Raw genomic sequence first — 25,974 nt, 5'->3', positions numbered from 1 at the left:
TTATCAATTACTGCACGGTAGCCGCATCAGATAAGCGTTTTTTCATCTGGCTATATTGTTGCTCAACATAGTGCTCCGCCGCGTTTTGATCACTAATCGCCTCAACCTTGACGGCACAATGCTTGAACTCCGGTGTTTTTGACACCGGATCAACATGATCCACCGTCAACTCATTGCAAGCACCAATCCACCACTGATAGGTCATATACACCGCCCCCAGGTTGGCTCGATCGGTGACACTGGCGCGGGCGATCACTTTGCCACGCCGCGAAGAGATCCAGATCAGTGCTTGATCAACCACACCGAGCTGGCTGGCATCCTCTGGGTGTATTTGTACATAGCCAGGCTCATCTGCCAGAATCTTCAATGTGGCGCAGTTACCGGTCATCGAGCGGCAACTGTAGTGCCCCACTTCCCGCACGGTGCAAAGTGCCAGTGGGTAATCAGGGTTAGTCTGCTCATGTGGCGGTTGCCATGGCGCACAACTGAGTAAGCCTTTACCGTCCTCAGTAGCAAACTGACTATCGGTATAGAGATACGGCGTTCCGGGGTGATCTTCTGTCGGACAAGGCCATTGTACATAACCCAAACCGGCCATTTTCTCGTAAGTTGCGCCAGCGAATGGTGGGCACAGGCTACGCATTTCATCCCAAATTTGGCGGGTGTTTTGATATGCCATTGGGTAACCCATTGCCGTCGATATCAGGCTAATTATTTCCCAGTCAGGCTTCACATCGCCTTTCGGCTCAATGGCTTTGTTAAAATGCTGGAAGCCACGATCGGCGCTGGTATAAACCCCTTCATGTTCACCCCACGAGGTCGCCGGGAGTACCACATCCGCCAATTCAGCGGTTTTAGTCATAAAGATATCCTGCACCACCACCAACTCTAATGCCTCGAACGCGGCGCGCATTGCGGCTAAATCAGGTTCGGTCTGGATCGGATCTTCACCAAACACGTAATAGGCTTTCAACTTGCCCTCTGCAACTTTATGCGGCACATCGGTAATCGAGTAACCAATATGCGCGGGTAATTCAGGCACTTCCCAGGCAGCAGCGAAGCGGTTTCTGGCCTCATCATCAGTCACTTTCTCATAACCGGGGAAGGTATTGGGCAGCACCCCCATATCACACGCGCCCTGCACATTATTTTGGCCGCGTACCGGCCCGACGCCAACATTTGGCCGCCCCAGATTACCGGTTAATAACGCCAGCGAAGACAAACCCTTAACCACATCGACCGCCTGCCCCCATTGGGTAACCCCCATGCCCCACAAGATAGTGGCAGTAGGGGCGGCAGCATAAGTACGCATTGCCTGTCGTACCGCAGATGCAGGTAAGCCGGTAATATGTTCAACGTCCTCCGGGCGGTAATCTGCCACTCCCGCTTGCAGTTCTTCAAAGCCGCGCGTATGCGCACGGACATAATTAGCGTCGTACAGTTTTTCTTCAATCAGCACATAGATAAAAGCATTCACCAGCGCCATATTCGCGCCATTTTTCAGCGCCAACCATTGATCGGCAATGCGAGCAGTTTCAATATGTCGCGGATCGCAAACGATCAGTTTAGCGCCTTTGCTTTTGGCCTTGAGGATCCGTCTGGCAACTATCGGATGAGAGTCAGCCGCGTTATAACCAAACACCAACACACAGTCGGTATTTTCAATCTCACCAATCGAGTTACTCATCGCCCCATTGCCTAGCGTTTGCTGCAATCCGGCCACCGAGGGGCCATGACACAAGCGAGCGCAGCAATCGATATTGTTGGTGCCGATGGCTGCACGCGCAAACTTCTGCATCACATAGTTAGCCTCATTGCCCGGCCCTCTTGAGGAGCCAGTCATCATGATGGCATCCGGGCCATGGCGTTTTTTTATTGCTTTGAGTTTGGTGGTAATAAAGGCAATGGCGTCCTGCCAGCTCACCCGCTGAAACGCCTCACCCCGCTTACGCCGCAATAATGGTGCAGTCAGTCGTGGAGTTAGCAACCGGGTATCGTTGAGGAAGTCCCAGCCATAGTAGCCTTTCAGGCATAGCTCCCCCTGGTTTGTGACGCCATTGGCCGGTTGTGCGCCAACAATTTCGCCATCCTCAACCAATAGGTTTAACTTGCATCCAGAACCGCAATAAGGGCAGACCGTGAGGATCTTTTCCATTTTCTTATCCTTATAACCACAAACGTTACCGGACGATGCCCGGTGCAGCGCCACGAGCAGCGCGCAATTGTCTGTCCCGTTGTAGCGTTTCCAACGCCATCGGCGTCACCAATTTCAATGCTTTGGTTGGGCAGACTTCAATACAGGCCGGGCCTGCCTCACGGGAATGGCATAAATCACACTTATGCGCTTGCGCTCGCACCATTGAGCCATGGCTTGTCTGCTCAACCATATTCATCGCCCCAAACGGGCAGACCAGCATGCAAGTTTTGCAGCCAATACAGTGAGAGGCCATTACCTGAACGCCATGACTGCCAGTGACGATAGCACCGTTCGGACAGGAGTTTTCACAGGGCGCATCTTCACATTGATGGCACAAGATTGGGGTGCTGACGGCAAAGCTTTTCATTACGCTCAAGCGCGGATGGAACTGCTCTGGCGTAATGGTGCTGGCGTTATTATCGGGGCTGTGCGCCACCACACAGGCAATTTCACAGGTGCGGCAACCAATGCACTGCGTCATATCGGCGATTACAAATCGGTTCATCTTCTCTCCTGGCCGCCGCGGTTATAAAACATTGAGATAATAAGCAATGCTTTCGGCTGCTTTGCGCCCCTCGGCAATGGCCGTGACAATCAGATCTGCACCACGCACAATGTCACCGCCCGCGAAGATTTTTGGATTACTGGTTTGATACGGGTAACCGGAAATCGTCGGTGCGACCACTCGCCCCTGCTTATCCAGCACCACATTGTGTTCCGCCAACCACGACATACGGTGCGGGCTAAAACCAAAGGCCATAATTACGGCATCGGCTGGAATAATGTGCTCGGAGCCGGCGATTGGGCGGGCCTGTCGCCGCCCTTTAGCATCGGCCTGACCCATTTCAGTGCGCACCATTTTGATGCCGGTGACCTGCCCTTGTTCATCCACCTCAATCCTTTGTGGTTGAAGATTGAACATAAATTCGGCCCCTTCTTCGCGCGCGTTTTTCACCTCTCGCTTGGAGCCAGGCATGTTCTTTTCATCACGGCGGTAAGCACAAATCACGCTGCTAGCACCATGGCGCAATGAAGTACGCACGCAGTCCATCGCGGTATCGCCGCCGCCTAAAACCACCACCCGTTGGTTTTCCATGCTGACATAAGGGTGAGCACTACTGCCTGTGTACCCCATCAGATGTTGGGTATTGCCAATCAGGAATGGCAAAGCATCGTAAACCCCTTGAGCATCCTCATTTTCCAGCCCGGAGCGCATCGAGCGATATGTTCCCACACCGAGGAATAGAGCATCGAAATCACTGAGCAGGCTCTCCATGGTGATATCCCGCCCAATCTCGGTATTTAGGCAGAACTCGACCCCCATCTCGCTAAAAATCTCACGTCGACGGGTCATCACACCTTTATCTAATTTGAATGCCGGAATACCAAAGGTTAACAACCCACCGATTTCGGAATAACGATCAAACACCACCGGCGTAATACCATTACGGACCAGAATATCCGCACACCCTAACCCCGCAGGCCCCGCGCCGATAATAGCAACACGTTTACCTGTGGGTTTGACTTGCGACATATCAGGCCGCCAGCCAGTGGCTAATGCCGTTTCCGTAATATGCCGTTCAATCTGGCCAATCGTTACTGCACCATCGTGGTCGTTTAAAGTACAAGCTTGTTCACACAAGCGGTCCTGCGGACAAACTCGGCCACAGATCTCTGGCAAGCTACTGGTTTGGTGGGATAACTCTGCCGCTTCATGAATACGCCCCTGATGAGCCAATGAAATCCATTTCGGGATAGCGTTATGTAGCGGGCAGGTCCACTGGCAAATAGTCTTATCGCCGCAATTCAAACAACGTTCGGCCTGCTCATGGATTTGGCCTTCGGTGAACGGCAGATAGATCTCGGCAAAACTTGCTTTACGCTCCGCCAGTGGGATTTTTTTCGGCTCGAGACGTGGAGTTCGTGGCCGCTGCAATAAATTAACCGGTGCCGCATCACGAATATTTTTGCTCAATGGACTGAATGAGTGCGCCGCGCCAGCAGAGGTCGCACTGCTGAACAAACGACCATTGTGCTCATTCAATGCGGTGCGCTGGCGTTTTTGCTGTTGTTGCCGGAGCAGATAATGTTGATCGACCAGTGTCAGTGCCTGCGTCGGACACGTTTTGATACAAGCAGGGCCATCAGGCTGGTCAATACAAAGGTCGCATTTCTGTGCTTCAGTACGTTGATAGGCATCAGCCAGGCGATGACTTGCGGGTTGCACGGTCTCGGTAACGACCGTCATCATGCCAAACGGGCAAGCGATCATGCAGGTTTTGCAGCCGATACATTTCTCCTGAATAACCTGAACGCTGTTATTCAACTCAACAATGGCACCATTCGGGCAGGTGCTGGCACAGGGGGCATCTTCGCAATGGTGACAAAAGACCGCAGTGGCACTTTGGTTACCTTTAAAGACTTTCACTCGAGGCGTGAAATAGTCAGGCTTATCAGGGAACTTCCCTTCATGGTGAGCGACTACACAAGCAACTTCGCAGCTCCGACAACCAATACAACTTTCGGCGTCAGCAACAATAAATGGATTCATCTTATTTTTCCCAGAAGTCACGCCATTGCCAGATAAATAATTATTATTTGCAACAACTATTCACAACTCTATCAACTCATTAACCTTACAAACATAGTGTCTATAATATTGTATTATTACAATTAATTTTTAATGCAAAAGAATCGTGCCATTGCTGATATTTCGGGATAATTAAATAGGCAAATGCACGAAGATAAAGAGTAATAAATCGCGGTAAGAATCGATTAAGCGCAGTTATTTACCCCAATTATTTACAATAATAAAGAGATTTAACTCGCACAATGTTAATTTGATGTTTATTTAATCCATCTGGATACTAAAGACAACTTTGATCCAGATCAGTTTATTATCATAATGCAAAATAACTTTATTGAAATATAGCCAATAAAATTGCGGCTCTGCAAGACAACTCGCACCGTTGAGGCCTCAGGCAGAAGGCGTATTTGTGATGATAACCCCACTTAGCTGTACAGCCACACAACAATTAAATAATTTAACCGCATTTTTTTGGGCCGATGCACAATGCGAATTATTTCTCTGCTCCATATAATGTATCTGGCGCTAACGAAGACATTTATGAAAATTGATTATTTTATTTATATGACACCAAATAAAAAATAGGTTATTGCATCTCATTCATGATGAATTTAAATGCGGCAACCTAAATAATGATTATAGAGGGTATAAAAATGAGTCTGGAAGCCGCTGTGACTGAAAAACGGACCCACGTCCGTTATATAATACTATTAATTATCTTTATTGTGACTGCAATTAACTATGCTGACCGGGCAACATTGTCAATTGCAGGCACTGAAGTAGCAAAAGAATTACAATTAGATGCCGTGGCAATGGGTTATATCTTCTCAGCCTTTGGCTGGGCTTACCTGTTAATGCAAATACCGGGGGGTTGGCTGCTGGACCGCTATGGCTCCAAGCGGGTCTACACCTATAGCCTGTTCTTCTGGTCGCTATTTACCTTTACGCAAGGGTTTGTCGACATGTTCCCGATAGCGTATGCCGCTATCTCCATGTTTATCATGCGCTTTATGTTGGGTTTCTCTGAAGCACCTTCTTTCCCGGCTAACGCCAGAATTGTTGCGGCCTGGTTCCCCACCAAAGAAAGGGGGACTGCTTCAGCTATTTTTAACTCTGCACAATACTTCTCCTTAGCACTCTTCTCTCCATTATTAGGTTATTTAACCTTTGCCTGGGGCTGGCAGCATGTGTTTACCGTCATGGGCGGGCTAGGTTTCGTGTTAACCATTGCCTGGGTTAAATTTATTCATAACCCGACCGATCACCCTGGTATGTCTGCATCTGAACTTGAATACATAAAACAAGGTGGTGCGGTTGTTGATATGGACCACAAAAAACCCGATGGTCATAAAAGCGGCCCTAAATTAGATTATCTGAAGCAATTATTGGCTAGCCGAATGATGCTGGGTGTCTTTTTTGGTCAATACTTTATTAATACGATCACCTGGTTCTTCCTGACGTGGTTCCCCATTTATTTAGTACAAGATAAAGGGATGTCTATTTTAAAAGTGGGGATGGTCGCCTCTATCCCGGCATTATGCGGATTTGCTGGCGGTGTATTAGGTGGCGTATTCTCTGATTCACTCATTAAACGTGGTCATTCCCTGACTTTTGCCCGTAAAGTTCCTATCGTGTTAGGCATGTTATTGGCATCAAGCATCATTCTGTGTAACTACGTCGATAGCGACGTGGTAGTGGTCGCACTAATGGCATTGGCCTTCTTTGGCAAAGGTTTTGGCGCATTGGGTTGGCCGGTTATTGCGGATACGGCACCAAAAGAGATTGTTGGCTTGTGTGGCGGGTTATTTAACGTATTTGGCAACGTCGCCTCTATTGTTACGCCGCTGGTTATCGGTTATCTGGTGAAAGAATTACACTCCTTTAATGCTGCCTTAATCTTTGTTGGATGTTCTGCCATTATGGCCATGTTCTGTTACTTATTTGTTGTCGGCGATATCAAACGCCTGGAATTGAAAACATCTTAATAGGCTTAAAATATGATGAGCATATGTAACAACCCACTTTATATTAAAGTACAGGACGCGGATAACGTTGCCATTGTGGTTAATAACAATGGGCTTTGTGCTGGCACCCGGTTTAAATGTGGCCTTGAACTTATTGAGCATGTGCCACAAGGCCATAAAGTGGCTTTGGTTGATATTCCTAAAGGCGGCCCAATTATTCGTTATGCTGAAGTGATTGGTCTGGCAGTGCGGGATATTGCTCGTGGCGGCTGGATAGATGAATCGTTAGTTGAATTACCTGCTGCACCGGCACTGGAAACCTTACCCCTTGCCACCGCAGTCCCCGAGGCCTTACCACCACTGGAAGGTTATACCTTCGAGGGCTATCGCAACGCTGACGGCAGTGTGGGAACCAAAAACCTACTCGCGATTACCACCAGCGTACATTGCGTGGCTGGCGTGGTGGATTATGTCGTCAATATCATTGAACGCACCCTACTGCCCAAGTATCCCAATGTCGATGGCGTAGTTGCACTGAATCACTTATATGGCTGTGGAGTGGCAATTAATGCTCCGGCAGCGGTAGTGCCCATCCGCACGATTCATAATTTGGCCCTTAACCCTAATTTTGGTGGCGAAGTGATGGTCGTCGGCCTCGGTTGTGAAAAACTCCAACCTGAGCGGCTGCTGGAAGGGACACCTGACGTGCAGGTTATCTCACTGGATGAAAGCAATATCGTGCGCTTGCAGGATGAGAAACACGTCGGCTTCCGTTCCATGGTCGATGACATTCTGCAAGTGGCGGAAAAGCACCTGCAACGCCTGAATATGCGCCAACGTGAAACCTGCCCGGCCTCTGAATTGGTGGTCGGTATGCAATGCGGCGGCAGTGACGCTTTTTCTGGCGTAACCGCCAACCCTGCGGTGGGTTATGCCTCGGACTTACTGGTGCGTTGCGGCGCAACAGTCATGTTTTCTGAAGTCACGGAAGTACGTGATGCTATCCATCTGTTAACTCCCAGGGCGATTAATGAGGAGGTTGGCAGAAGGTTACTGGAAGAGATGAAATGGTACGACGACTATCTCGAAACCGGCAAAACCGATCGTAGCGCCAACCCCTCACCAGGGAATAAAAAGGGCGGCTTAGCAAACGTAGTGGAAAAAGCGCTCGGTTCCATCGCCAAATCTGGCCGCAGCGCCATTGTGGAAGTGCTCTCTCCGGGGCAGCGCCCCACCAAGCGTGGGCTGATTTTTGCAGCCACCCCAGCCAGTGATTTTGTCTGCGGCACGCAACAACTGGCATCGGGTATTACCGTTCAGGTATTTACCACCGGGCGCGGCACCCCTTATGGTCTGGCGGCAGTACCGGTAATCAAAATGGCAACCCGCACCGATCTGGCTAACCGCTGGCATGACCTGATGGATATCGACGCCGGAACCATTGCGACAGGCGATGCCACTATTGAAGAGGTTGGTCAGCAATTATTTGAATTTATTCTGGATATTGCCAGTGACCGCAAACGGACGTGGTCCGATCAATGGGGGTTGCGCAATGCCTTGGCGGTGTTTAATCCGGCACCAGTGACCTAAGTATCAGCGATATCATCAGGCCGGGTGACACTCACTCGGCCTGCCCTTCTTACTATCACCGCTACCTTACTATCACCTCTACTCCTGCTCGCCCAATTGAAGCGCCACATACAGCAGCAAGCGATCATCAAAGTTCGCTAAATCCAAACCGGTCAGCTCGGAAATACGATTCAGCCGATACTCCAAAGTATTGCGATGGATAAATAACGCTTTAGCCGTAGCCGTTGGCTGCACGTTATTACGGAACCAGCAGGCCAGCGTGCGCCGCAACAGACCGTTACTGTCCATCGCCCGTAATTTAGCCAGTGGCAAGGCTAATTCATTGGCCTGCCAGCCGCCACGCAAACTATCAAGCAATACCGGTAACACCAAATCCTGATAGTAGTAGCAACGCTGCTCCGGCATCCGTTGTTTACCTACTGCCATAGTAGTACGAGCGGTACGGTATGAACGCGCAATGCTGCCCGGCCCGGTAAAGAAGTTGCCAAGCGACAGGCGCACCCGCAAACGGCCCCGCTCAGTCATACGCGACAACAAAGACTCCATACGCCGCCGGTGATCGATAGCATCCCAGCGGCCGTGGCTATTCAGCGCCGGTTTAAGCACCACCATTTCAGTCAGGGATACAATCGCAATCAGATTATTACGCTCCGGCGTCGTCAACAGGGTTTGCAACTCTTGTAATTCCGACATAGCACTGTCAACACTCAACTGGCCGCTGTCCACATCTACCACGGCCACGACGCGCGGTTCATTGATATCTACCCCAAGGCGCTGTGCCCATTCCATCAGTGCCGGTGATATCTCTTCAGTGCGGATCAAGTTCAATACCAACTCTTCGCGCAGACGGCTATCCTGTGCTAACAGGTGCACCAGTCGCGCCTGCTCCATCATCATCTCTGCCGCCATGCACACCAGTTCGCCGTATTGGCGTAACTGCCCCGGATTGCCGGTTAGGCCAATCACACCCACGATTTCACCCTCAAGGCGCAATGGCAGGTTGATCCCTGGTTTCACGCCGTGCAACTGGCGAGCAACAGCTTCATCGATATCGACGATCCGGCCATGAGACAGCGACAAGAGCGCCCCTTCATGCAATTCGCCAAGGCGCTCTTCATCGCCACTACCAATGATCCGACCTTTACCATCCATCACATTAATATTGGTATCAATGATCTTCATGGTACGGGTAACAATATCCTGGGCTAGCCGGGGGTCAAGATTATATACACTCATGAATGGGCCTCAGTCTGGGCTGATGCACCAGCATATGTACTCTGTAAAGGGAATACATTGGACAAACGCCCAATTCATACCACAAAGGAAGAGAGTTGAGGGACAGGTCACATAAATGCTAGAGCCGGTGACGTTTTGCTGGAAAGGTTGAGCGCTAGCGAGGAAATCAGGGCCAATCGATCGTTAGCCCTGATAGAGATTTAGCGATGTGCGGTTCTAATTCAAAACGTGTTATTTACTTTCTTGCGATGACTGACCAACAGCCATCCCTATCGCCAGCGTGGCGGCTATATTACGGGCGGTCATAAACACATTGGCTGCCGCATTGTCCAGCGCCTGCTCCAGAGTACAGATACTGTAGATCACACTGAATACCGCATCTAAACCATGCTCATACACCACATCAACATCGTCTGTCAGGCTACCGGCAATACCAATCACTGGCTTGTTATAACGTTTGGCAACTCGTGCGACACCGATCGGCACTTTGCCATGAATAGTTTGGCTATCAATGCGCCCTTCGCCGGTAATGACAAACGTCGCGTCCCTAACCAAGGCGTCCAGACCAAGAGCATCGGTGACAATATCAATACCTGGGCTTAAGGTTGCACCGCAAAACGCCAGTAATGCCGCACCTAACCCCCCCGCCGCGCCAGCGCCTTCAACCTGGTCAACATCAATATCAAGATAACGTTTAATGATCCCCGCATAGTGCTGTAAACCATCATCCAGTTGGCTAACCATCTCAGGGGTAGCACCTTTCTGCCGCCCGAAAATAGCCGATGCCCCTTCACTACCGGTCAGCGGATTAGTAACATCACAAGCAACATCGATTTGGCACTGCTTAATACGCGGATCCAGCCCTGAGATATCAATAACATCCAGCTCAGCCAGCTTCCCGCCGCCAAAGCCAATCTGTTTACCCTGCTTGTCCAGCAGTTTGACCCCCAGCGCTTGTACCATACCCGCACCGCCATCATTGGTAGCACTGCCGCCGATACCGATAATAATATGTTTAACGCCCTGATCCAGCGCATGACAAATCAATTCGCCGGTGCCGTAGGAGGTGGTTTTCAGTGGGTTGCGCAGTTCTGGCGGAACCAGCTCTAGCCCGCTGGCGGCCGCCATTTCAATAAAGGCCGATTTATCATCACCGGATATCCCGTAAAAAGCCGCCACTTCGTCACCTAACGGGCCAGTCACATTAACTTGAATAATCCGGCCCGCAGTGGCTGCGACCATGGCCTCGACGGTGCCTTCGCCACCATCAGCAACGGGCAATTTGATATATTGCGCATCAGGGAATTGGGTGCGAAAACCCGCTTCAATCTGCACCGCAACGTCTAGGGCAGATAAACTTTCTTTATAAGAGTCTGGGGCGATAACTATTTTCATAAATGATTCAATCTCATGAGCTATCCAATGCCACACAGGCTCCGACTTTATAAACCAGCCGCTCAGGATAACGGGATGCTTACCAGTATAGCCCTGTGACCCAGTAGCCCGGTATCCACAGACACCGGTGCCACCGATTAACGAGTGACTTCAACTTTAGCCAATTTCTCGTAATAACATGCCAATGCACTGTGGTCAGCGGTACCCAGACCATCGGCTTTCAGCGCCTGCATCATCTCCATCACGGCAGCGGTAAGTGGCAACTGTGCGCCGACGCCGTGCGAGGTGTCGAGGGCATTTGCCAAGTCTTTGATATGCAAATCGATACGAAAACCGGGTTTGAAGTTACGATCCATCACCATTGGCGCTTTGGCTTCCAACACGGTACTGCCTGCCAGACCACCACGGATCGCCTGGAATACCAGGTCAGGGTTCACTCCCGCCTTGGTTGCCAGTACCAAGGCTTCAGACATTGCGGCAATATTCAGCGCGACAATCACCTGATTGGCCAGTTTAGTCACATTACCGGCACCAATATCACCCGTATGTACCACCGATCCCCCCATGGCTTTCATCACCTCGAAGCAGCTATCGAACACAGCTTTATCGCCACCCACCATTACTGACAAGGTGCCATCAATAGCTTTTGGCTCACCGCCACTGACGGGTGCATCCAACATTGCAACCTGCTTTAATGCCAGTGCTTCACTGATTTCACGGCTAACCAGTGGCGCAATCGAACTCATATCAATCAGCACAGAACCCGGTTTAGCACCTTCAATAACACCGTTTTCACCCAGTACGACTTCTTTTACGTGAGGCGAATTAGGTAGCATGGTAATGATGATATCGCATTCTGCTGCCAGTGCTTTTGGCGTCGTTGCGGTGCGTGCGCCAGCAGTGATCAATTCATCCAGTACCGCAGCATTACGATCGAGGACAGTTAATGAGTAGCCCGCTTTCAGCAGATTTTTACTCATTGGTTTTCCCATAATCCCTAAACCAATAAAGCCGATTTTCATTTATTACTCCTCAATTAAGTCGGAAGGCCGTCAACACGGCAGCACTAAACTGTCAAAACTGACTGATGGTTATTTTTTAAATTTGTCGCATAACGCCTGAGTCGCGCTACGGAATACGCCCAAATCACTGCCAACAGCGACAAAGGTTGCACCCCATTCCAGATAACGGTGGGCATCAACTTCAACTGGCGCCAAAATACCGCTCGGTTTACCCTGTGCTTTAGCGCGATCAAAAATATGACGAATCACTTTTTGTACTTCGGGATGATTGGGCTGCCCCAGATAACCCAGTGCCGCCGACAGATCGCCCGGCCCAACAAAAATACCGTCCACACCATCAACGGCGGCGATAGCATCAAGATTGTCCACCCCTTGCTGGCTTTCGATTTGTACCAGTACAGTGATGTTGTCGTTGATAGTGGCGAAATAGTCGGGCACGGTGCCGTAATTGTTACCACGATGAGAGACAGAAACTCCCCGGATACCTGCCGGTGGATAACGGGTCGAGGCAACAGCACGAATGGCTTCTTCTTCGCTTTCGACAAACGGGATCAGGAAGTTATAAAAACCGATATCCAATAAGCGTTTTATAATGATGGGTTCATTACAGGGCGCACGTACAACCGGTGCACTATTACTGCCTTTCAGCGCCATGAGTTGTGGAATAAACGTCGTGACATCGTTCGGCGCATGTTCACCGTCCAGAACCAACCAGTCAAAACCCGCCAGGCCCAGCACTTCGGCTGAAATATGATTTGCCAGTGCACTCCAGCAACCGATAAGGGTTTGCCCTTGTTGTAGGTTGCGGCGGAACTGATTAGGATAATTTTGCAGACTCATTTTCGATCCTTATAATTGAACGCCCGGACAGAACGACGGCTCGATGCAGGACGTTATGCAATTCAGGTTGCCAGCGCACACGGCAGCGTGTGTTAGTCGTTAATTTTTGCGCCTGTTTTGTCAGATTTTTCTATTTGTGGTTCACGATGATCATTATAGAAACCCCGTTCCAATAAACCATCAGGCAAAAGAACAGGAATTATCAGTTATTCACAGGTCGTTATAGGCAGATGCACAATAAAATGCGCCCTGCTTCACAGACTGCTAAATAGCAAAAGTCGTGCTGTAATCCTATCGTTATAAATTAACAAACAGCTAAAGGGTAAAGAGTTAGAAAAATCTCGCCGTAGTAATGATAAGGTACAGGGTCTGCTGGCAGAAAATGCCGATACCTGCCGATGTCTATTAATCAGTACGCAGGGTATAGACTATTTGCACTATAGGCGGTGGTAAACCACACTTGCCAGATAAGAAGTTGGAGGAGAGCAACGTGCAACGTGAACAAGTTTTAAGCAGCGCGCTCAATCTGTTAGAGCAGCAAGGGCTGGCAAATACCACGCTGGAGATGCTGGCAAAAGAGGTGTCAGTAGAAGTCAGTGATCTGGCCCGTTTCTGGCCGGATCGTGAAGCTTTGTTGTATGACTGTCTGCGCTATCATGGTCAGCAGATCGACACCTGGCGGCGACAATTGCAACTGGACGAGACCTTATCCCCCAAACAAAAGTTACTGGCGCGTTACCTGACGCTAAGTGAACAGGTGCAGAATCAGCGTTACCCCGGTTGCTTATTTATTGCTGCATGCAGTTTCTATCCCGATGATGAACACCCGATCCACCAGTTGGCTGAACAGCAAAAACAGGCCTCACTGCTCTATACCCAAGAGCTGTTGCAAGAGATGGACGCTGATGATGCAGGTATGGTTGCACAACAGATGGAACTGATTCTGGAAGGTTGTTTGAGCAAACTGCTGGTTAAACGCCAACTCGTCGATGTTGAAGTTGCCAAGCGCCTGGCTGAAGATGTATTGGAAGTCGCGCAATGCCGTAAAAATGGCGCACTGGGTTAAGTGATTTACCACTGAGTTTTATCACTGTTCTGAGATGATTTTTGGTTCTTTTGCCTGAAAAGAGAGCAGTCAGTACAGTTTTAGTGGTTTTAAACCATAAATTCGTTGACGATCAGCGGCCAATACGGTTTAATGCGCCCCGTTGCCCGGATAGCTCAGTCGGTAGAGCAGGGGATTGAAAATCCCCGTGTCCTTGGTTCGATTCCGAGTCCGGGCACCACTATTTATAAGGCCTCGCTGCAAAGCGGGGCTTTTTCACATCTGGATTCTGGCCTATTTCCGCGCCAACACCGCACCCATGACTGGCGCTATTTCAATAGATTCCCTCAGTAAGTATCCCGCGCAAACGAACCATTCAACTTTACAGATCTTTCGACATATTGATGATTTGTGCGTCGGAGAAACGTTTCTTCATGGGCAATGCCCTCATATCGTCGTTTATTCGTTTTGGGAGCAGCCTGCGGGGTTACCATCTCACCCAAGATAGTAAAAACAAAAAAAGAGGTACCGCTTTCGCTGGCACCCCAAACGTCAAAGAAGAATAATCGGATTTAAGGATAAATTTTATATTTTTCGCGTAGCTTCAAATAATTATCAATACCGGGTTGCCAGCTAGATTCCAGATAATTAACGGTCTCATCCAGAGACAACTTCCTTTCAGCAGCCTCTTCCATTAACTTAGTCAAATTACGAGTGCCTGTTAATTTAGCTAGCCAAAGCGGTCGTATTAAAAAATACTCCTCCTGATAATCCAGATATTTTGCCTCCATCTGGGGAGGGATAACCATTGAATAACCCGCTGCTTTAAATTTGAACCACCATTCAACAAAGTAGCGTATTGTCGGTTTAATATCGGCTACATTAGCAGCAGTAAATTCTTCGCCACAGACTTCTTTACCCGCTTGCGGCCACCCTGTTTTCTGCTGGTTAATATCCACGTGATAGCAGGTATTGGTATAAAATTTCCGCGATGGGAAGCCCAACTGTTCAAAGGGGTGATCAGAGCCTCGTCCCATATTGACACTGGTTGCTTCAAATAAACCCAAAGAAGGGTAAAGATGAATAGCCAAATCACTGCGTAAATTTGGCGAGGGCCTTACTGGCAATGAATAAGGTGAATCATGCGTATAATTCCCCATAGCGATGACAGTTAAATCTTCGGGAGGAAACTGATAAGCGTTGATACCGAATGCCTTCCAATTAGAATCATCGAAATGCGTCAGCCAGCCCTCATTGACTATGATGCGTGCAAACTCCCCGGACGTCAGTCCGTGCACCATGGGTACTGGGTGCATACCAATACCGGAAATATTCTCCTCTTCAAGAATAGGCCCATATACATGACTCCCAAGCGGGTTGGGTCTGTCGAATACCATAAATTGTTTATGATACTTTTGCAGACTTTCCAGCATATGATGCATGGAGATGGTATAAGTAAAATAACGGACGCCAACATCTTGTAAATCATAAATAACAACATCAACATCAGATAATTGCATTTCAGTTGGATGGGCCCGTACACGCCCGTCTTTATCCCGCCCATACAAAGAAATAATAGGCAGGCCACTCTGTTTATCAATATGATTATCATCCCCCAGCCCGGCATCGGCATTCCCACGTATACCATGTTCAACGGAGAATAATGTCGTCACGGTAAAATTGAATTTATCTTGCTCGGATAACAATTTGTCGATGGTATGGCGCCCTTCCCTATTAATCGAGCTTTGGTTGACTATTAAACCCACTCGCTTATTTTTCAGCAGTGGCCCATAAACATTTTCCTGATCGACACCTAAAATAATTTTCTGGGTAACGCTGGCATAGCCAGCGCTTATAATAAACAATGAACACAGACATAGTAATATTCGTAGGAAATACCTCATCCCTTGTCTCTCGCAATTAATTAATTGATTGATATTCTGATATACCTTATCAATTATCAGAAATTATGTCTCAACTCCACAGCCCAAAACCAAAAATTGTTACTGGTTTTGTTGTTATTAGTCCAGGTCTGTTCTGGCCGATAATAAGCATCTGAAAATATTGACGTTTGCTTCGTTAGTGGATAGAGCACTTGCAAACCATAGCGACTACGATTCTTTTCTTTATGTACCGTTTCATGATTATTCGAGTCGCGGAAACTCTGCGTACCTTTAGTCAGGGCCAGACGTGTATAAGGCATAAACAAAAGACCATTATCAAACTTATAACGATAAATGCCCCACAAGAAATGCTCCTTGTTATAAAGCGTATTGACCAATTGCTCATCAATGTACAAATAGTTTAGCCAGAGTGAGTTACTCGGATTAAAGGTAATATTTGCACCAGCAAAGTGCTCATTGATTTGGCTCCAATCTCTTTTATATACACCATAGTTTCCTTTTGCACGAGCATAGTCTAATTTGCGATCAATTAAGCGGAATGAAAAACTAGCGTTAAAACTCAAGCTATCAGAGTATTTATAATATGCTTGTGGCCGGATCCAAATCTCATGCCGCTCTTCACCTTTACGAATATCCCCTTTGTAGTCTGGATCCGCTAATGCCGGGTTGCTAATTGAAGGATAATGCCAGTTGTCATTACGATACCCCATACGCAATTTAGTATTACCGCTCTTCCCATTGTAGGTAAAAGGAAAGGTTCTTGTTACACCTGCCTGCCAACGTGTACGGTCATACTCTTGGTTATTATCTAAATATGTTTTCAAAAACTGAACATCATATAACCATAATGAGTCATTCTGATAAATATAAGCCCCGACATAAGGTGACGTTGCCATACTACCCTTAATAAACTTCCAATTGTCATCACTGTCTATTTCTTGTTCTGCCCCTATATATGTTTCAAAGTTCCACGCTTTTTGTCTTAATTTTTCCTGTGCTTCCTTTTTTTCTTGCTCTATTTGCTGGATTCTTTTATTTAATTTATGAATTTCCTGATCATAATCAGTTTCAAATTCATCCGCTAATACAGGTGCGCACATTGTTAGTGTACTGAAAACAACGAGTCCTTTTAAGATATTCATGTTTACCTTCCGATATTTTTATAACGTCGTTAATCCATAACCACGTGGGTAGAGTATCTGGCTATTATCAGGTGTTCTAATATCCACCGGTAATTTCCCGTGCGGCTCAGCCAGTACATCTAATCTTCCTTTTGAACCCTTAAATAATGTTCTTAGCCCACTGCGAATGTTAGTTTCCAGACTATTTCGTACGTTATTGGTAACATCGAACCCAGTGATACCATAAATAGCAATATTTGCCTTCACTCCTGACAAATATGCAATGTCGTAAGGATTACGGCTTGATATAACAACTAACGGAATATTAGCCTTATTGGCTTCATCGATGATCCGTTGTGCATTAATCGGATTTAGCTTAAGATTATAGGTAGCAAGAATAATAATATCCTGATCCTTAATCTGTTTTGCGATATCCTCAGCACTTACATTATCTTTATCCAGCTTAATAACTTGATTTTTAACTGCAAAGTTAACCTGAAATTCATTAGCAATATCATCAAGATGTTTGGTAATTAGCTCATTACGTGGCTTCTCATCGGAAAATACCATTATTTTATTTTGTGACTTAACTTTATAAGGCAGAACATTATCATTTTTGATCAATGTGATGGCTTGTTCAGAAATAAAATTCTCAATATCCTTATGGTTTTTTGATGCCACGACCCTCTGCGCTCTAGCGATATCATGAGGTTCGGGAGAAATGCGCTTATTCAGTTTAGTGTAAATCACCCGCTGCGCCGCATCTTCAATACGCAATTTTAAAGCAGGATCTTTTGCAGCTTCAGCCTTTAAATAACCATAAAGCGCATTAAGCTGTTCAATACTGGTGCTGTTCTTAATTTCTATTGGCATTAATACAATATCATTGCCCGCCATAATAGCCTGCTTGATAGACCAATTACGATCAAAGTTACTGGTAATAGCGCCCATATCCATGGCATCAGTTAAAATCAGACCATCATACTTGAGTTCATTACGTAAAATGTCGGTCAGAATTGGCTTTGATAATGTCGCCGGGGTTCCGATTTTTTCGCCCTTAGTGTTTGTCAGCATTGAATTATCAAGCGCTGGCACGACAACATGGGCTGTCATAATAGCATCAGTAACAGGCATAACCTCCACAAAGGGTTTCAGTTCTACTTGCTGCCATGCAGCTTTATCAATATTAACCGTCGGTAATGCAAAATGTGTATCCGAGGTGACATTGCCATGCCCTGGGAAATGTTTTAGCGAAGTGAGCACATTAGACTTATGAATACCGTTGATATAACTACGAGCTAACTCCCCCACCAGCACCGGATCATTTGAATAAGAACGCACACCAATAACAGGATTATTCTGGTTATTATTAACATCAACCACGGGGCCAAAATTAAAGTTAAAACCCAGGCTGGATAATTCATAACCATGGATACTACCGGCCTGCTGAGCCAGTTTAGATGACCCTGTGGCACCCAATGCCATATTTCCCGGCATTTCAGTACCGACGCGTAGCCGGGTGACATAACCCCCTTCCTGGTCTGTACTAATAAACAGAGGTAAATTACTGCGAGCACGCTGAATATTGTTGATTAATTCAACGGTCTGTGGCGTATCAATCAGATTTTCTCGGAAAAGAATAATAGAGCCCAAATGATAATCATGAATCATCTTACTAACAGTCTCATTTATTTCTATAAATGCCGTTTTATCGCTGTTGTCGGCATTACTCCAAGAGCGAATATCAACCATCAATATTTGCCCAATTTTTTCCTCTAAACTCATTTTAGAGAGGGTTTTCTCTGCAGAAAATTGAGGTGATAACCACATTTTTTTCAGTTGTGAGTCTGGAATAACATCTGCGTAAGTGCAGGTACTAAATAAGAGAATCGCGGGTATTATTTTTTTCATTAACTCCTCCATTAGTTATGTTTGCCGGGCGATTTTACTTTTTAGTTCGCATAATAAAGTGATAATTATCACAATTGATTGATTCGCCTTTTTGTCCTAAAAGGAATAATAACATTTATTTTTTCTGGGTAAATTTCCGCAAGCCCACGGCATAAGGCAATAAGGTAAGGAATAACTTCGCTCCCTCAGGAATACTTGAGATATAATTATCTAATAACCATTCTATCTTGTAGGTAATTTCTTACAATTTAGAAAAAAAGAAATTTAAGGCAATGAGATAATTTAAAAATATCGCCTTCATTGCCTTAAGTTTTATAAATGACAAACCTGAATATCAATCATCCAGATTGTTTATTGTCATGCTAGCATTCAGAATCAAGGGTTTAGCCGTTTCTTTTCGTTGCTGCATCAGTGCGAGGAATATCAGATCTGTCAGTGTATTTTGGGCAGTTCTGGAAGAGATTGAAGAACTGCGCCATTCATTTTCATCCGAAATACTTTCAAGGACATAATCTGCAATCTTAGCTAACGGGGAAACCTTACTGCCGGTAATGGCAATGACGGTTGCCCCTTGTGCTTTGGCTACTGTTGCTGCGATTCTCATGTCCTTTCTTCTGCCAGTAAAAGAAAGCACTATCTGTACATCTTTAGGTGTTAGGGTAAGTGCGGCAGCAATCTGCACATGGAGGTCAGCTTCAACCAGGGTCATTATGCCTATTTTCTGTAATTTATAGCTCAGATCTTTTGCTGTGAGTCCTGATCCCCAAATACCGACTATCTGTACGCGCTGAGCAGTATTAATGAGCGAAACCACTTGTTGGAAAACTGAAAAATTAATTTTCCGGGTTGTCTCCATAATCGAGGCTGTCTTTTCGTGCGCAAGTTTTTGCGCCATCACCATGAGTGAATCTTCTGATGAAATAGAATTATGCAGCGCTTTATGTGGATAGGATTTGAATAAGTTATTCCTGCTCAATTCTTCACTGATTGCAATTTTTAGTGCCGGGAAACCTTTCATACCAATCTTCTGGCTAAATTTTACAATAGCTGATTGGCTGACGCCCGCATCTTCTGCAAACTGGGAGGAGGATATACCCAGTATTGATTCAGGATTATCAAGAATGTATTTCGCTATTTTTTGCTGGTTTTCAGCCAGTTCAGGCAGTAACCAAGTTATTTCATTCAGAATAGACATCAAAGATTTCCCATTAAAGACAATAGATTATTCCAGTGCAAGCACCTTTTATGACCAAGGTGTAACTGCATAAATGTAATGAAGATAATTTATTTATTTGTTCTTTTTTATCTGTACTTATTCCTCATAACCCCAGTAATTAGAATAGATTTTACCGTGATAAGCATCACGTTTAATAAATAAGTAATTACTTAACATCGCCGATAGTTTAAATAAAAGGAAGCCCCCATGAAGATTAATCTAAGCTCAATGGTTACGGAAAGCCGAAACCCTGCCAGTTCTCAAATTGATACTCTCTCGGCACTAGAGATACTCAAGGTTATCAATAATGAGGATAAAAAAGTGCCTTTCGCGGTAGAAGAAAGACTACCCGAGATTGCCAAAGCCGTTTCCCTTATCGCAGAGGCTTTCGCGCAAGGTGGCAGATTAATTTATTGTGGGGCAGGAACTTCTGGTCGGTTGGGAATCTTGGATGCGAGTGAATGCCCGCCAACTTATGGTACGCCACGAGAAATGGTCGTAGGGCTAATCGCTGGCGGTAATACCGCTATTTTACAGGCAGTTGAAAATGCTGAAGATAGTCGTGAAATGGGTGAGCAAGACCTGCGCAACCTCAACTTTAATGCGCGTGATGTGTTAGTCGGCATTGCGGCAAGTGGCCGCACACCTTATGTGTTGGGGGCTATGGCCTATGCACGCCATGTTGGCGCTAGCGTAGTAGCAATTTCCTGTAATCAAGACAGTGAAATGAGTAAAGCGGCAGATATCGCTATTGAGCCGATGGTTGGCCCAGAAGTTGTCACTGGATCATCACGGATGAAAGCAGGAACCGCGCAGAAATTAATTCTGAATATGCTAACAACCGGCGCCATGATCCGTAGCGGCAAGGTTTATAGCAATCTGATGGTGGATGTTGAGGCGACAAACGCCAAACTGGTGCAACGTCAGGTCGATATTGTTGTTCAGGCGACGGAGTGTTCCTCCGAAAAGGCGGAAGAGGCGCTCAATGAGTGTAACCGACACTGTAAAACAGCCATTATGATGATCCTAAGTGGTATGTCTGCTGAGGAAGCCAGCGCTATCCTTAACAAAAATAAGGGATTTATCCGTAAAGCGCTACAGGAGATTAAAGCATAACCATGGCGAAAATAACGGGCACCACGATAGACCAAATTTTGCTCTTCATTGGTGGGAGCAAAAATATCATTGTCTGCGGAAACTGCATGACGAGGCTCCGCCTCACCTTAAAAAACCGTCAACTGATACAACACGACGACCTGAAAAAAATCCCTGGGGTGATGGGGGTGATGAATAGCGATGATCAACTGCAAATCATTCTTGGGCCGGGCAAAGCGCAGACCGCCAGCGAGATGATGAATAAGATCCTGGGTTCTGAACCGCAGCAGGCACATGACAGTGCTCAGGATGTTGATTTACAGGTGCTGGCCAGCCAGACAAAACAGCAAATGAAAGCGAAACAAAAAAGCGCTGTTCATAATTTTCTGACCAAATTCGCCACCATTTTTACCCCACTCATTCCAGGGTTCATTGCCGCCGGATTGCTACTGGGGATAGCAACATTGCTCCAGCAGACACTGGCACTGGACGGCGTTATTCAGTCTCCGTGGCTGGCGGCACTGATTGCATACATGAAAGTATTTAGCATCGGCTTGTTCACTTTCCTTAGCATTCTGATTGGCTTTAATACACAAAAAGCCTTTGGTGGGACGGGGGTCAACGGCGCAATTATCGCTTCGCTATTTATTTTACGCTACGTGCCGGAAGGTACCGTCGGCTACTACGGCGGAATGGAAAACTTCTTTGGTCTGGCGATTGACCCGCGCGGCAATATTATTGGCGTTCTATTGGCCTGTATTTTGGGCGCATGGATTGAGCGGCAAGTGCGCCGTTTTATCCCTGATAATCTGGATATGATCCTGACATCGGCGATAACGTTACTCGCTACAGGAGCAATCACTTTCGTTGTTATCATGCCAGTGGGTGGCGAGCTGTTTAAGGGGATGTCATGGCTGTTTATGCATTTAAATGGTAACCCGTTTGGTACTGCCATTCTGGCAGGGTTATTCCTGATTGCGGTGGTGTTCGGTATCCACCAAGGGTTTGTTCCGGTCTATTTCGCCTTAATGGATGCACAAGGATTTAACTCATTATTCCCTATTTTGGCTATGGCTGGTGCAGGCCAGGTGGGTGCAGCACTGGCACTTTATGCCCGTTCGCCAAAAGGTTCAGTCCTGCGTACACAGATTAAAGGGGCCATTTTCCCTGGGCTATTGGGGATTGGGGAACCGCTTATTTATGGCGTCACGTTACCGCGCCTGAAGCCTTTTATTACTGCTTGTTTAGGCGGTGCTGTTGGGGGCTTCTTTATTGGTCTTGTTGCCTGGCTGGGGCTGCCGGTGGGCCTGAATACGGTGTTTGGCCCATCTGGTTTAGTGTCTATTCCTCTGATGACATCAGCCCAAGGGATTTTCGCCGGGATGCTGGTGTATGTGGCTGGCCTGGTTATCTCGTATATTTCTGGATTTATCCTGACGTGGCTTTTCGGGCATAAGGATGTCGATTTAAGTTGATTTAGTGCTAAACGGTTTGGCTCTGCCTGGCAGAGCCATCTTACAATCGTCTGTTCTTGCTATTATTCCTCTCCCCATATCAACTGAACTCACCTGGTCCTATTCACACCAAGGCACTTACTGATATGCAAAAATAAGCACAAGCACTGACCCTCCAGCTAAGCATAAGAATGCCGCATTCCTACCTGATTCGTTCATTCAAAAAGCGCTATGGCATGGCACCCCATGCCTATTTGGTGAACCAGCGTATCCAGCATGGCTACCCGTATTACGATAATTGAAAATAACTACGCTTCTGATGTAGGCATAAACTCGGCCAATCTTTGCTTCTGCTTACCCCGTTCGTCTAGGTTATTCGAGCTTAGCCAAAGCTGCATGGCCTGACGAATCCCAGGCCATTCACTATCAATAATGGAGTACCAACGGGTGTCACGACTATGCCCTTTGGACACCTGTGCTTGCCTAAAAGTACCTTCATATTGAAATCCTAACCGTTCTGCCGCTTCAATTGCTGGCTGGTGCAAGCTGTCACACTTCCACGCGCATCGCCTGTATTGCAAGGTATCCAACACATAGGATAGCAAAAGAAATATTGCCTCAGTGCCACATAAGGTCCGTTTCATCAAGGGTGACCAGTTAATCCAACCAATCTCTATTGTTCCATTCTCAGGGTCAATGCGCTGTAAAGCGACGAATCCCACCGCTTTGCCGCTAGATTGATTGATAACCGAATAAAAAAGAGGATCCTTACTTGTACTAAGAGAGGCAATGTAATGGTCACATTGTCTCATAGTGATAGGGCGTTTAATGTGAAAGTAAGTCCAGTCACGCTCATCGTCAATACTGTGCCAGGCTTCAAATAGATCTTTACTATGTTTGATATCAATGGGTTCAAGAAGGCAATAACTTCCTTTGAGGACGACTTTTTGGATCGTGGCTCGGGGCAACCAGTCAGGTAATGATTTGCCCTGCGCCTGACCATAGATATTTAATTCTGTCATTTTAAATTATACCTGCGTTGTGGGCTTCATAGCATTTCGGCAAATTTTTCAAAAAGTTCAGTGAATCCACCTAAAAATAATTTTACGTTGCCAGATGTAACAATTATTCCAACAAGAAAGTGATCCTGTCCATTATCAAAAATTCAATTTATTCAAAAAATAAATTCCATTTTGGAATAAAAAAACTTGCATAGAGAATGACACTTACCGAGAGCCTGTTATGTGAACCCTATCGAATAATTAAATCTTACACTTACAATAAAAACGTACATTTCAACAGCGCTAAAAACCAACCATAAGCCATTGATATCTTAGCACATTAAGCACTTCTAAATTTAAAACAAAGACATCATAGACTTATACTGTATTGAGTGGTTTTAAAATCAACAAACCACATGAAGCCATGATAAATATGATTATTTACTTTTTTATTCATCATGCCAATTATAATTACATCACTTTATCAAGCGAGCTAATCGACTGACTTACCCCAGTCTCATGTATAAATCTCTTTACATATTTTTATTGGAAATTAATTATTTTTCTATAACTAAAAAAACAACTAAAGAGAAAACTTTAAACGCCGATAGTCATAGATATCACATATAAAACAGCTCACTTAACTGTTTCGTAGAAAAATAAAAACCATTAACTACCTTTCCAAGGCAGTCATTCCCTTGTCCAACATCAGAGGCTTAATAATATGAGATTTATACGGAACATTAAAATAAGAACAGCACTTATACTCATTCTCATCGCGTTCTCACTGTTATGGGCTGGGGCATCAGGTTTTGCCTTATACTCGCTTAAACAATTAAACCAAGAGCTTGGTGTCACCCATACTCAGCAGCAGAATGGCGATATTATTAATGGTGCTAATGCACAATACTACCGCGCGATAACCGCGATGGAACGCGCGATGGGTGGTTTGGGGAAAAATGACACTGGGGTTTTCGACCTTGAAATGAAAGCAACCCTTGCCGAATTAGATAGTCTTAAAAACGGACTCAGCCAATTTAAAGCCATTGATCATGGGAATCTCGACTCAGCCACGATAGATGCTATTTATAACAGCTCTTTTAATCTCTATAACAGTGCGGTTTTGCCGATGTTTGAATCAGCAAAAGCAAAAAATACCAATGGTTTTGAAACAATAAAAGCGGATAAATATCTCCCTTTAAGGCGAGACTTCAGTGCTGCAATAGACAAATACAACGCAAAAATTATATCTCTGAATGAAGAGGCGAATCAGCGGATTTCCCAATGGCTAGTGTGGTGCCAATATATCCTCATCAGTGGCTTATTAATCAGCGTGCTGATCATGCTGACAACCGACCGCTATCTGGTTAACTTTCTCGTTAAGCCGTTGAACAGAGTAAAGGCTCATCTCGAATCTCTGGCACAAGGCGTACTTGACCACAACATCGTAGATCAGGGTAAAAACTGTATTGGCCAGTTGGTCCCTTATATTAACAAGATGCAAGATAACTGGGCCAAAACTGTGTTTGAAATCCGCAACAGCGCGGATTCGATTTACAAAGGATCGAGTGAGATATCTGTTGGAAATACCGATTTATCTTCCCGGACTGAAGAACAGGCCTCAGCACTGGAAGAGACTGCTTCTAGCATGGAACAACTCGGTTCAACGGTTCAGCAAAATGCGGACAATGCAGGTCAGGCCAGTACTCTGGCAAACCAAGCCACTCTAGAGGCACAACAGGGGGGCGTAATTGTCAGTGGCGTCATCGCCACTATGACAAAAATTACCAGCAGCTCACATAAGATCGTAGATATCATTGGCGTTATCAACAGTATTGCGTTTCAAACCAACATTCTTGCGTTAAACGCCGCCGTCGAAGCGGCACGGGCGGGAGAACAAGGCCGTGGATTTGCCGTTGTCGCCAGTGAAGTGAGAAGTTTGGCACAACGCAGCGCACAAGCAGCAAAAGAGATTGATGTGCTGATCAATGAATCGGTTAAAAATATTAAGTCGGGGTCTGAGCAGGTTACCCGTGCAGGTGATGCGATGGACAAAATCGTTAGCTCAGTCAGCAACGTAAATGACATTATGAGCGAGATAGCCGCTGCCTCGACCGAACAGAGTAAAGGGATCAGCCAAATTGGTACTGCGGTGGTTCAAATGGACAGTGTCACGCAGCAAAATGCCGCATTAGTGCAGCAATCCGCTGCTGCTGCTGCCTCACTGGAAGAGCAGGCTCGTCAACTAACAGAAATTGTCTCGGTGTTTAAAATCAAAGGAAAGGCACCTGACTCTTCAACGGGCCCTCTTCTCAGACCTAAGACGCGTGTTAAGAGTGCTGTATTAGCCGCAGAACAAGGCGGCTGGACTAAGTTTTAATATTGCACCAGTAGCG

Annotated in this window: 18 protein-coding genes and 1 tRNA gene; 7 read left to right on the top strand and 12 right to left on the bottom strand. The window is 46.3% G+C overall.

Translation table 11 applies throughout. The features are described 5' to 3' along the window. Positions 1-7: 7 nt before the first annotated feature. The 3 genes from fdhF to aegA are packed head-to-tail and all read right to left on the bottom strand — an operon-like array spanning position 8 to position 4,748. The gene (gene fdhF / locus A6J67_RS05305; RefSeq protein ID WP_080608066.1) at positions 8-2,155 is read right to left on the bottom strand and encodes a formate dehydrogenase subunit alpha; all 2,148 of its coding nucleotides are present in this window, start codon (positions 2,153-2,155) and stop codon (positions 8-10) included. Between the two features lie 25 nt (positions 2,156-2,180). Beyond that, complete coding sequence (locus tag A6J67_RS05300; protein ID WP_042568700.1) at positions 2,181-2,702, bottom strand: 4Fe-4S dicluster domain-containing protein; 522 nt, start codon at positions 2,700-2,702, stop codon at positions 2,181-2,183. A 21-nt stretch (positions 2,703-2,723) separates the two neighbouring features. After that, positions 2,724-4,748: a formate-dependent uric acid utilization protein AegA gene (gene aegA, locus A6J67_RS05295; protein ID WP_050088970.1), complete on the bottom strand. Its 2,025-nt coding sequence runs from the start codon at positions 4,746-4,748 to the stop codon at positions 2,724-2,726. A 689-nt stretch (positions 4,749-5,437) separates the two neighbouring features. Here aegA and A6J67_RS05290 point away from each other — a divergent pair. Together A6J67_RS05290 and garD are read left to right on the top strand one after the other, a co-directional pair. Then, positions 5,438-6,769 (top strand): MFS transporter, encoded by a 1,332-nt coding sequence (locus tag A6J67_RS05290; RefSeq protein ID WP_005187385.1) that lies wholly within the window; start codon positions 5,438-5,440, stop codon positions 6,767-6,769. A gap of 12 nt (positions 6,770-6,781) precedes the next feature. Further along, the gene (garD, locus tag A6J67_RS05285; protein WP_005187382.1) at positions 6,782-8,338 is read left to right on the top strand and encodes a galactarate dehydratase; all 1,557 of its coding nucleotides are present in this window, start codon (positions 6,782-6,784) and stop codon (positions 8,336-8,338) included. Between the two features lie 78 nt (positions 8,339-8,416). Here the strand turns inward: garD and A6J67_RS05280 are convergent, their stop codons facing one another. From A6J67_RS05280 to garL, 4 genes are all read right to left on the bottom strand, one after another. Further along, positions 8,417-9,574, bottom strand: a complete 1,158-nt coding sequence (locus A6J67_RS05280; RefSeq protein WP_005187379.1) for a CdaR family transcriptional regulator — start codon at positions 9,572-9,574, stop codon at positions 8,417-8,419. A 231-nt stretch (positions 9,575-9,805) separates the two neighbouring features. After that, complete coding sequence (locus A6J67_RS05275) at positions 9,806-10,969, bottom strand: glycerate kinase (protein ID WP_032906816.1); 1,164 nt, start codon at positions 10,967-10,969, stop codon at positions 9,806-9,808. 137 nt (positions 10,970-11,106) lie between these two features. Then, a complete protein-coding gene (garR, locus tag A6J67_RS05270) occupies positions 11,107-11,991 on the bottom strand; it encodes a 2-hydroxy-3-oxopropionate reductase (protein WP_005187373.1) in 885 nt (294 codons plus the stop codon). A 69-nt stretch (positions 11,992-12,060) separates the two neighbouring features. Next, positions 12,061-12,831, bottom strand: coding sequence for a 2-dehydro-3-deoxyglucarate aldolase (garL, locus tag A6J67_RS05265; RefSeq protein ID WP_005187363.1), 771 nt, complete (start codon positions 12,829-12,831; stop codon positions 12,061-12,063). A 490-nt stretch (positions 12,832-13,321) separates the two neighbouring features. On the opposite strand from garL, the gene A6J67_RS05260 reads away from it, so the two are divergent. Continuing rightward, positions 13,322-13,897: a transcriptional regulator gene (locus tag A6J67_RS05260; protein ID WP_005187361.1), complete on the top strand. Its 576-nt coding sequence runs from the start codon at positions 13,322-13,324 to the stop codon at positions 13,895-13,897. Between the two features lie 144 nt (positions 13,898-14,041). Continuing rightward, positions 14,042-14,117, top strand: a tRNA-Phe gene (locus A6J67_RS05255). 331 nt (positions 14,118-14,448) lie between these two features. Here A6J67_RS05255 and A6J67_RS05250 read toward each other — a convergent pair. The 4 genes from A6J67_RS05250 to A6J67_RS05235 form a co-directional block, all read right to left on the bottom strand. After that, the gene (locus tag A6J67_RS05250; RefSeq protein ID WP_080608065.1) at positions 14,449-15,780 is read right to left on the bottom strand and encodes an exo-beta-N-acetylmuramidase NamZ domain-containing protein; all 1,332 of its coding nucleotides are present in this window, start codon (positions 15,778-15,780) and stop codon (positions 14,449-14,451) included. 56 nt (positions 15,781-15,836) lie between these two features. Then, positions 15,837-16,922 (bottom strand): hypothetical protein, encoded by a 1,086-nt coding sequence (locus A6J67_RS05245; RefSeq protein ID WP_080608064.1) that lies wholly within the window; start codon positions 16,920-16,922, stop codon positions 15,837-15,839. 18 nt (positions 16,923-16,940) lie between these two features. After that, positions 16,941-18,812, bottom strand: coding sequence for a glycoside hydrolase family 3 protein (locus tag A6J67_RS05240; RefSeq protein WP_050088966.1), 1,872 nt, complete (start codon positions 18,810-18,812; stop codon positions 16,941-16,943). Positions 18,813-19,146: 334 nt separating this feature from the next. Continuing rightward, positions 19,147-20,007, bottom strand: coding sequence for an SIS domain-containing protein (locus tag A6J67_RS05235; RefSeq protein WP_005187347.1), 861 nt, complete (start codon positions 20,005-20,007; stop codon positions 19,147-19,149). A 228-nt stretch (positions 20,008-20,235) separates the two neighbouring features. On the opposite strand from A6J67_RS05235, the gene murQ reads away from it, so the two are divergent. Both murQ and murP read left to right on the top strand, forming a co-directional pair. Then, positions 20,236-21,144, top strand: coding sequence for an N-acetylmuramic acid 6-phosphate etherase (gene murQ, locus A6J67_RS05230; protein ID WP_042568706.1), 909 nt, complete (start codon positions 20,236-20,238; stop codon positions 21,142-21,144). A gap of 2 nt (positions 21,145-21,146) precedes the next feature. Continuing rightward, positions 21,147-22,598: a PTS N-acetylmuramic acid transporter subunit IIBC gene (gene murP, locus A6J67_RS05225; protein ID WP_050297138.1), complete on the top strand. Its 1,452-nt coding sequence runs from the start codon at positions 21,147-21,149 to the stop codon at positions 22,596-22,598. Between the two features lie 287 nt (positions 22,599-22,885). Here murP and A6J67_RS05220 read toward each other — a convergent pair whose 3' ends face one another. Continuing rightward, positions 22,886-23,599: a GNAT family N-acetyltransferase gene (locus A6J67_RS05220; RefSeq protein ID WP_042568707.1), complete on the bottom strand. Its 714-nt coding sequence runs from the start codon at positions 23,597-23,599 to the stop codon at positions 22,886-22,888. A 703-nt stretch (positions 23,600-24,302) separates the two neighbouring features. Between A6J67_RS05220 and A6J67_RS05215 the strand changes: the two genes are divergently transcribed. Beyond that, positions 24,303-25,958 carry a methyl-accepting chemotaxis protein gene (locus A6J67_RS05215; protein ID WP_042568708.1) on the top strand — a complete coding sequence of 552 codons (1,656 nt, stop codon included), beginning with the start codon at positions 24,303-24,305 and terminating at the stop codon, positions 25,956-25,958. Positions 25,959-25,974 lie beyond the last annotated feature (16 nt).

The organism is Yersinia sp. FDAARGOS_228, assembly GCF_002073315.2.
Lineage (GTDB): Bacteria > Pseudomonadota > Gammaproteobacteria > Enterobacterales > Enterobacteriaceae > Yersinia > Yersinia intermedia.
The sequence above is the reverse complement of the archived record's forward strand: the minus strand, read 5'-3'. Positions and strand labels throughout refer to the sequence as shown.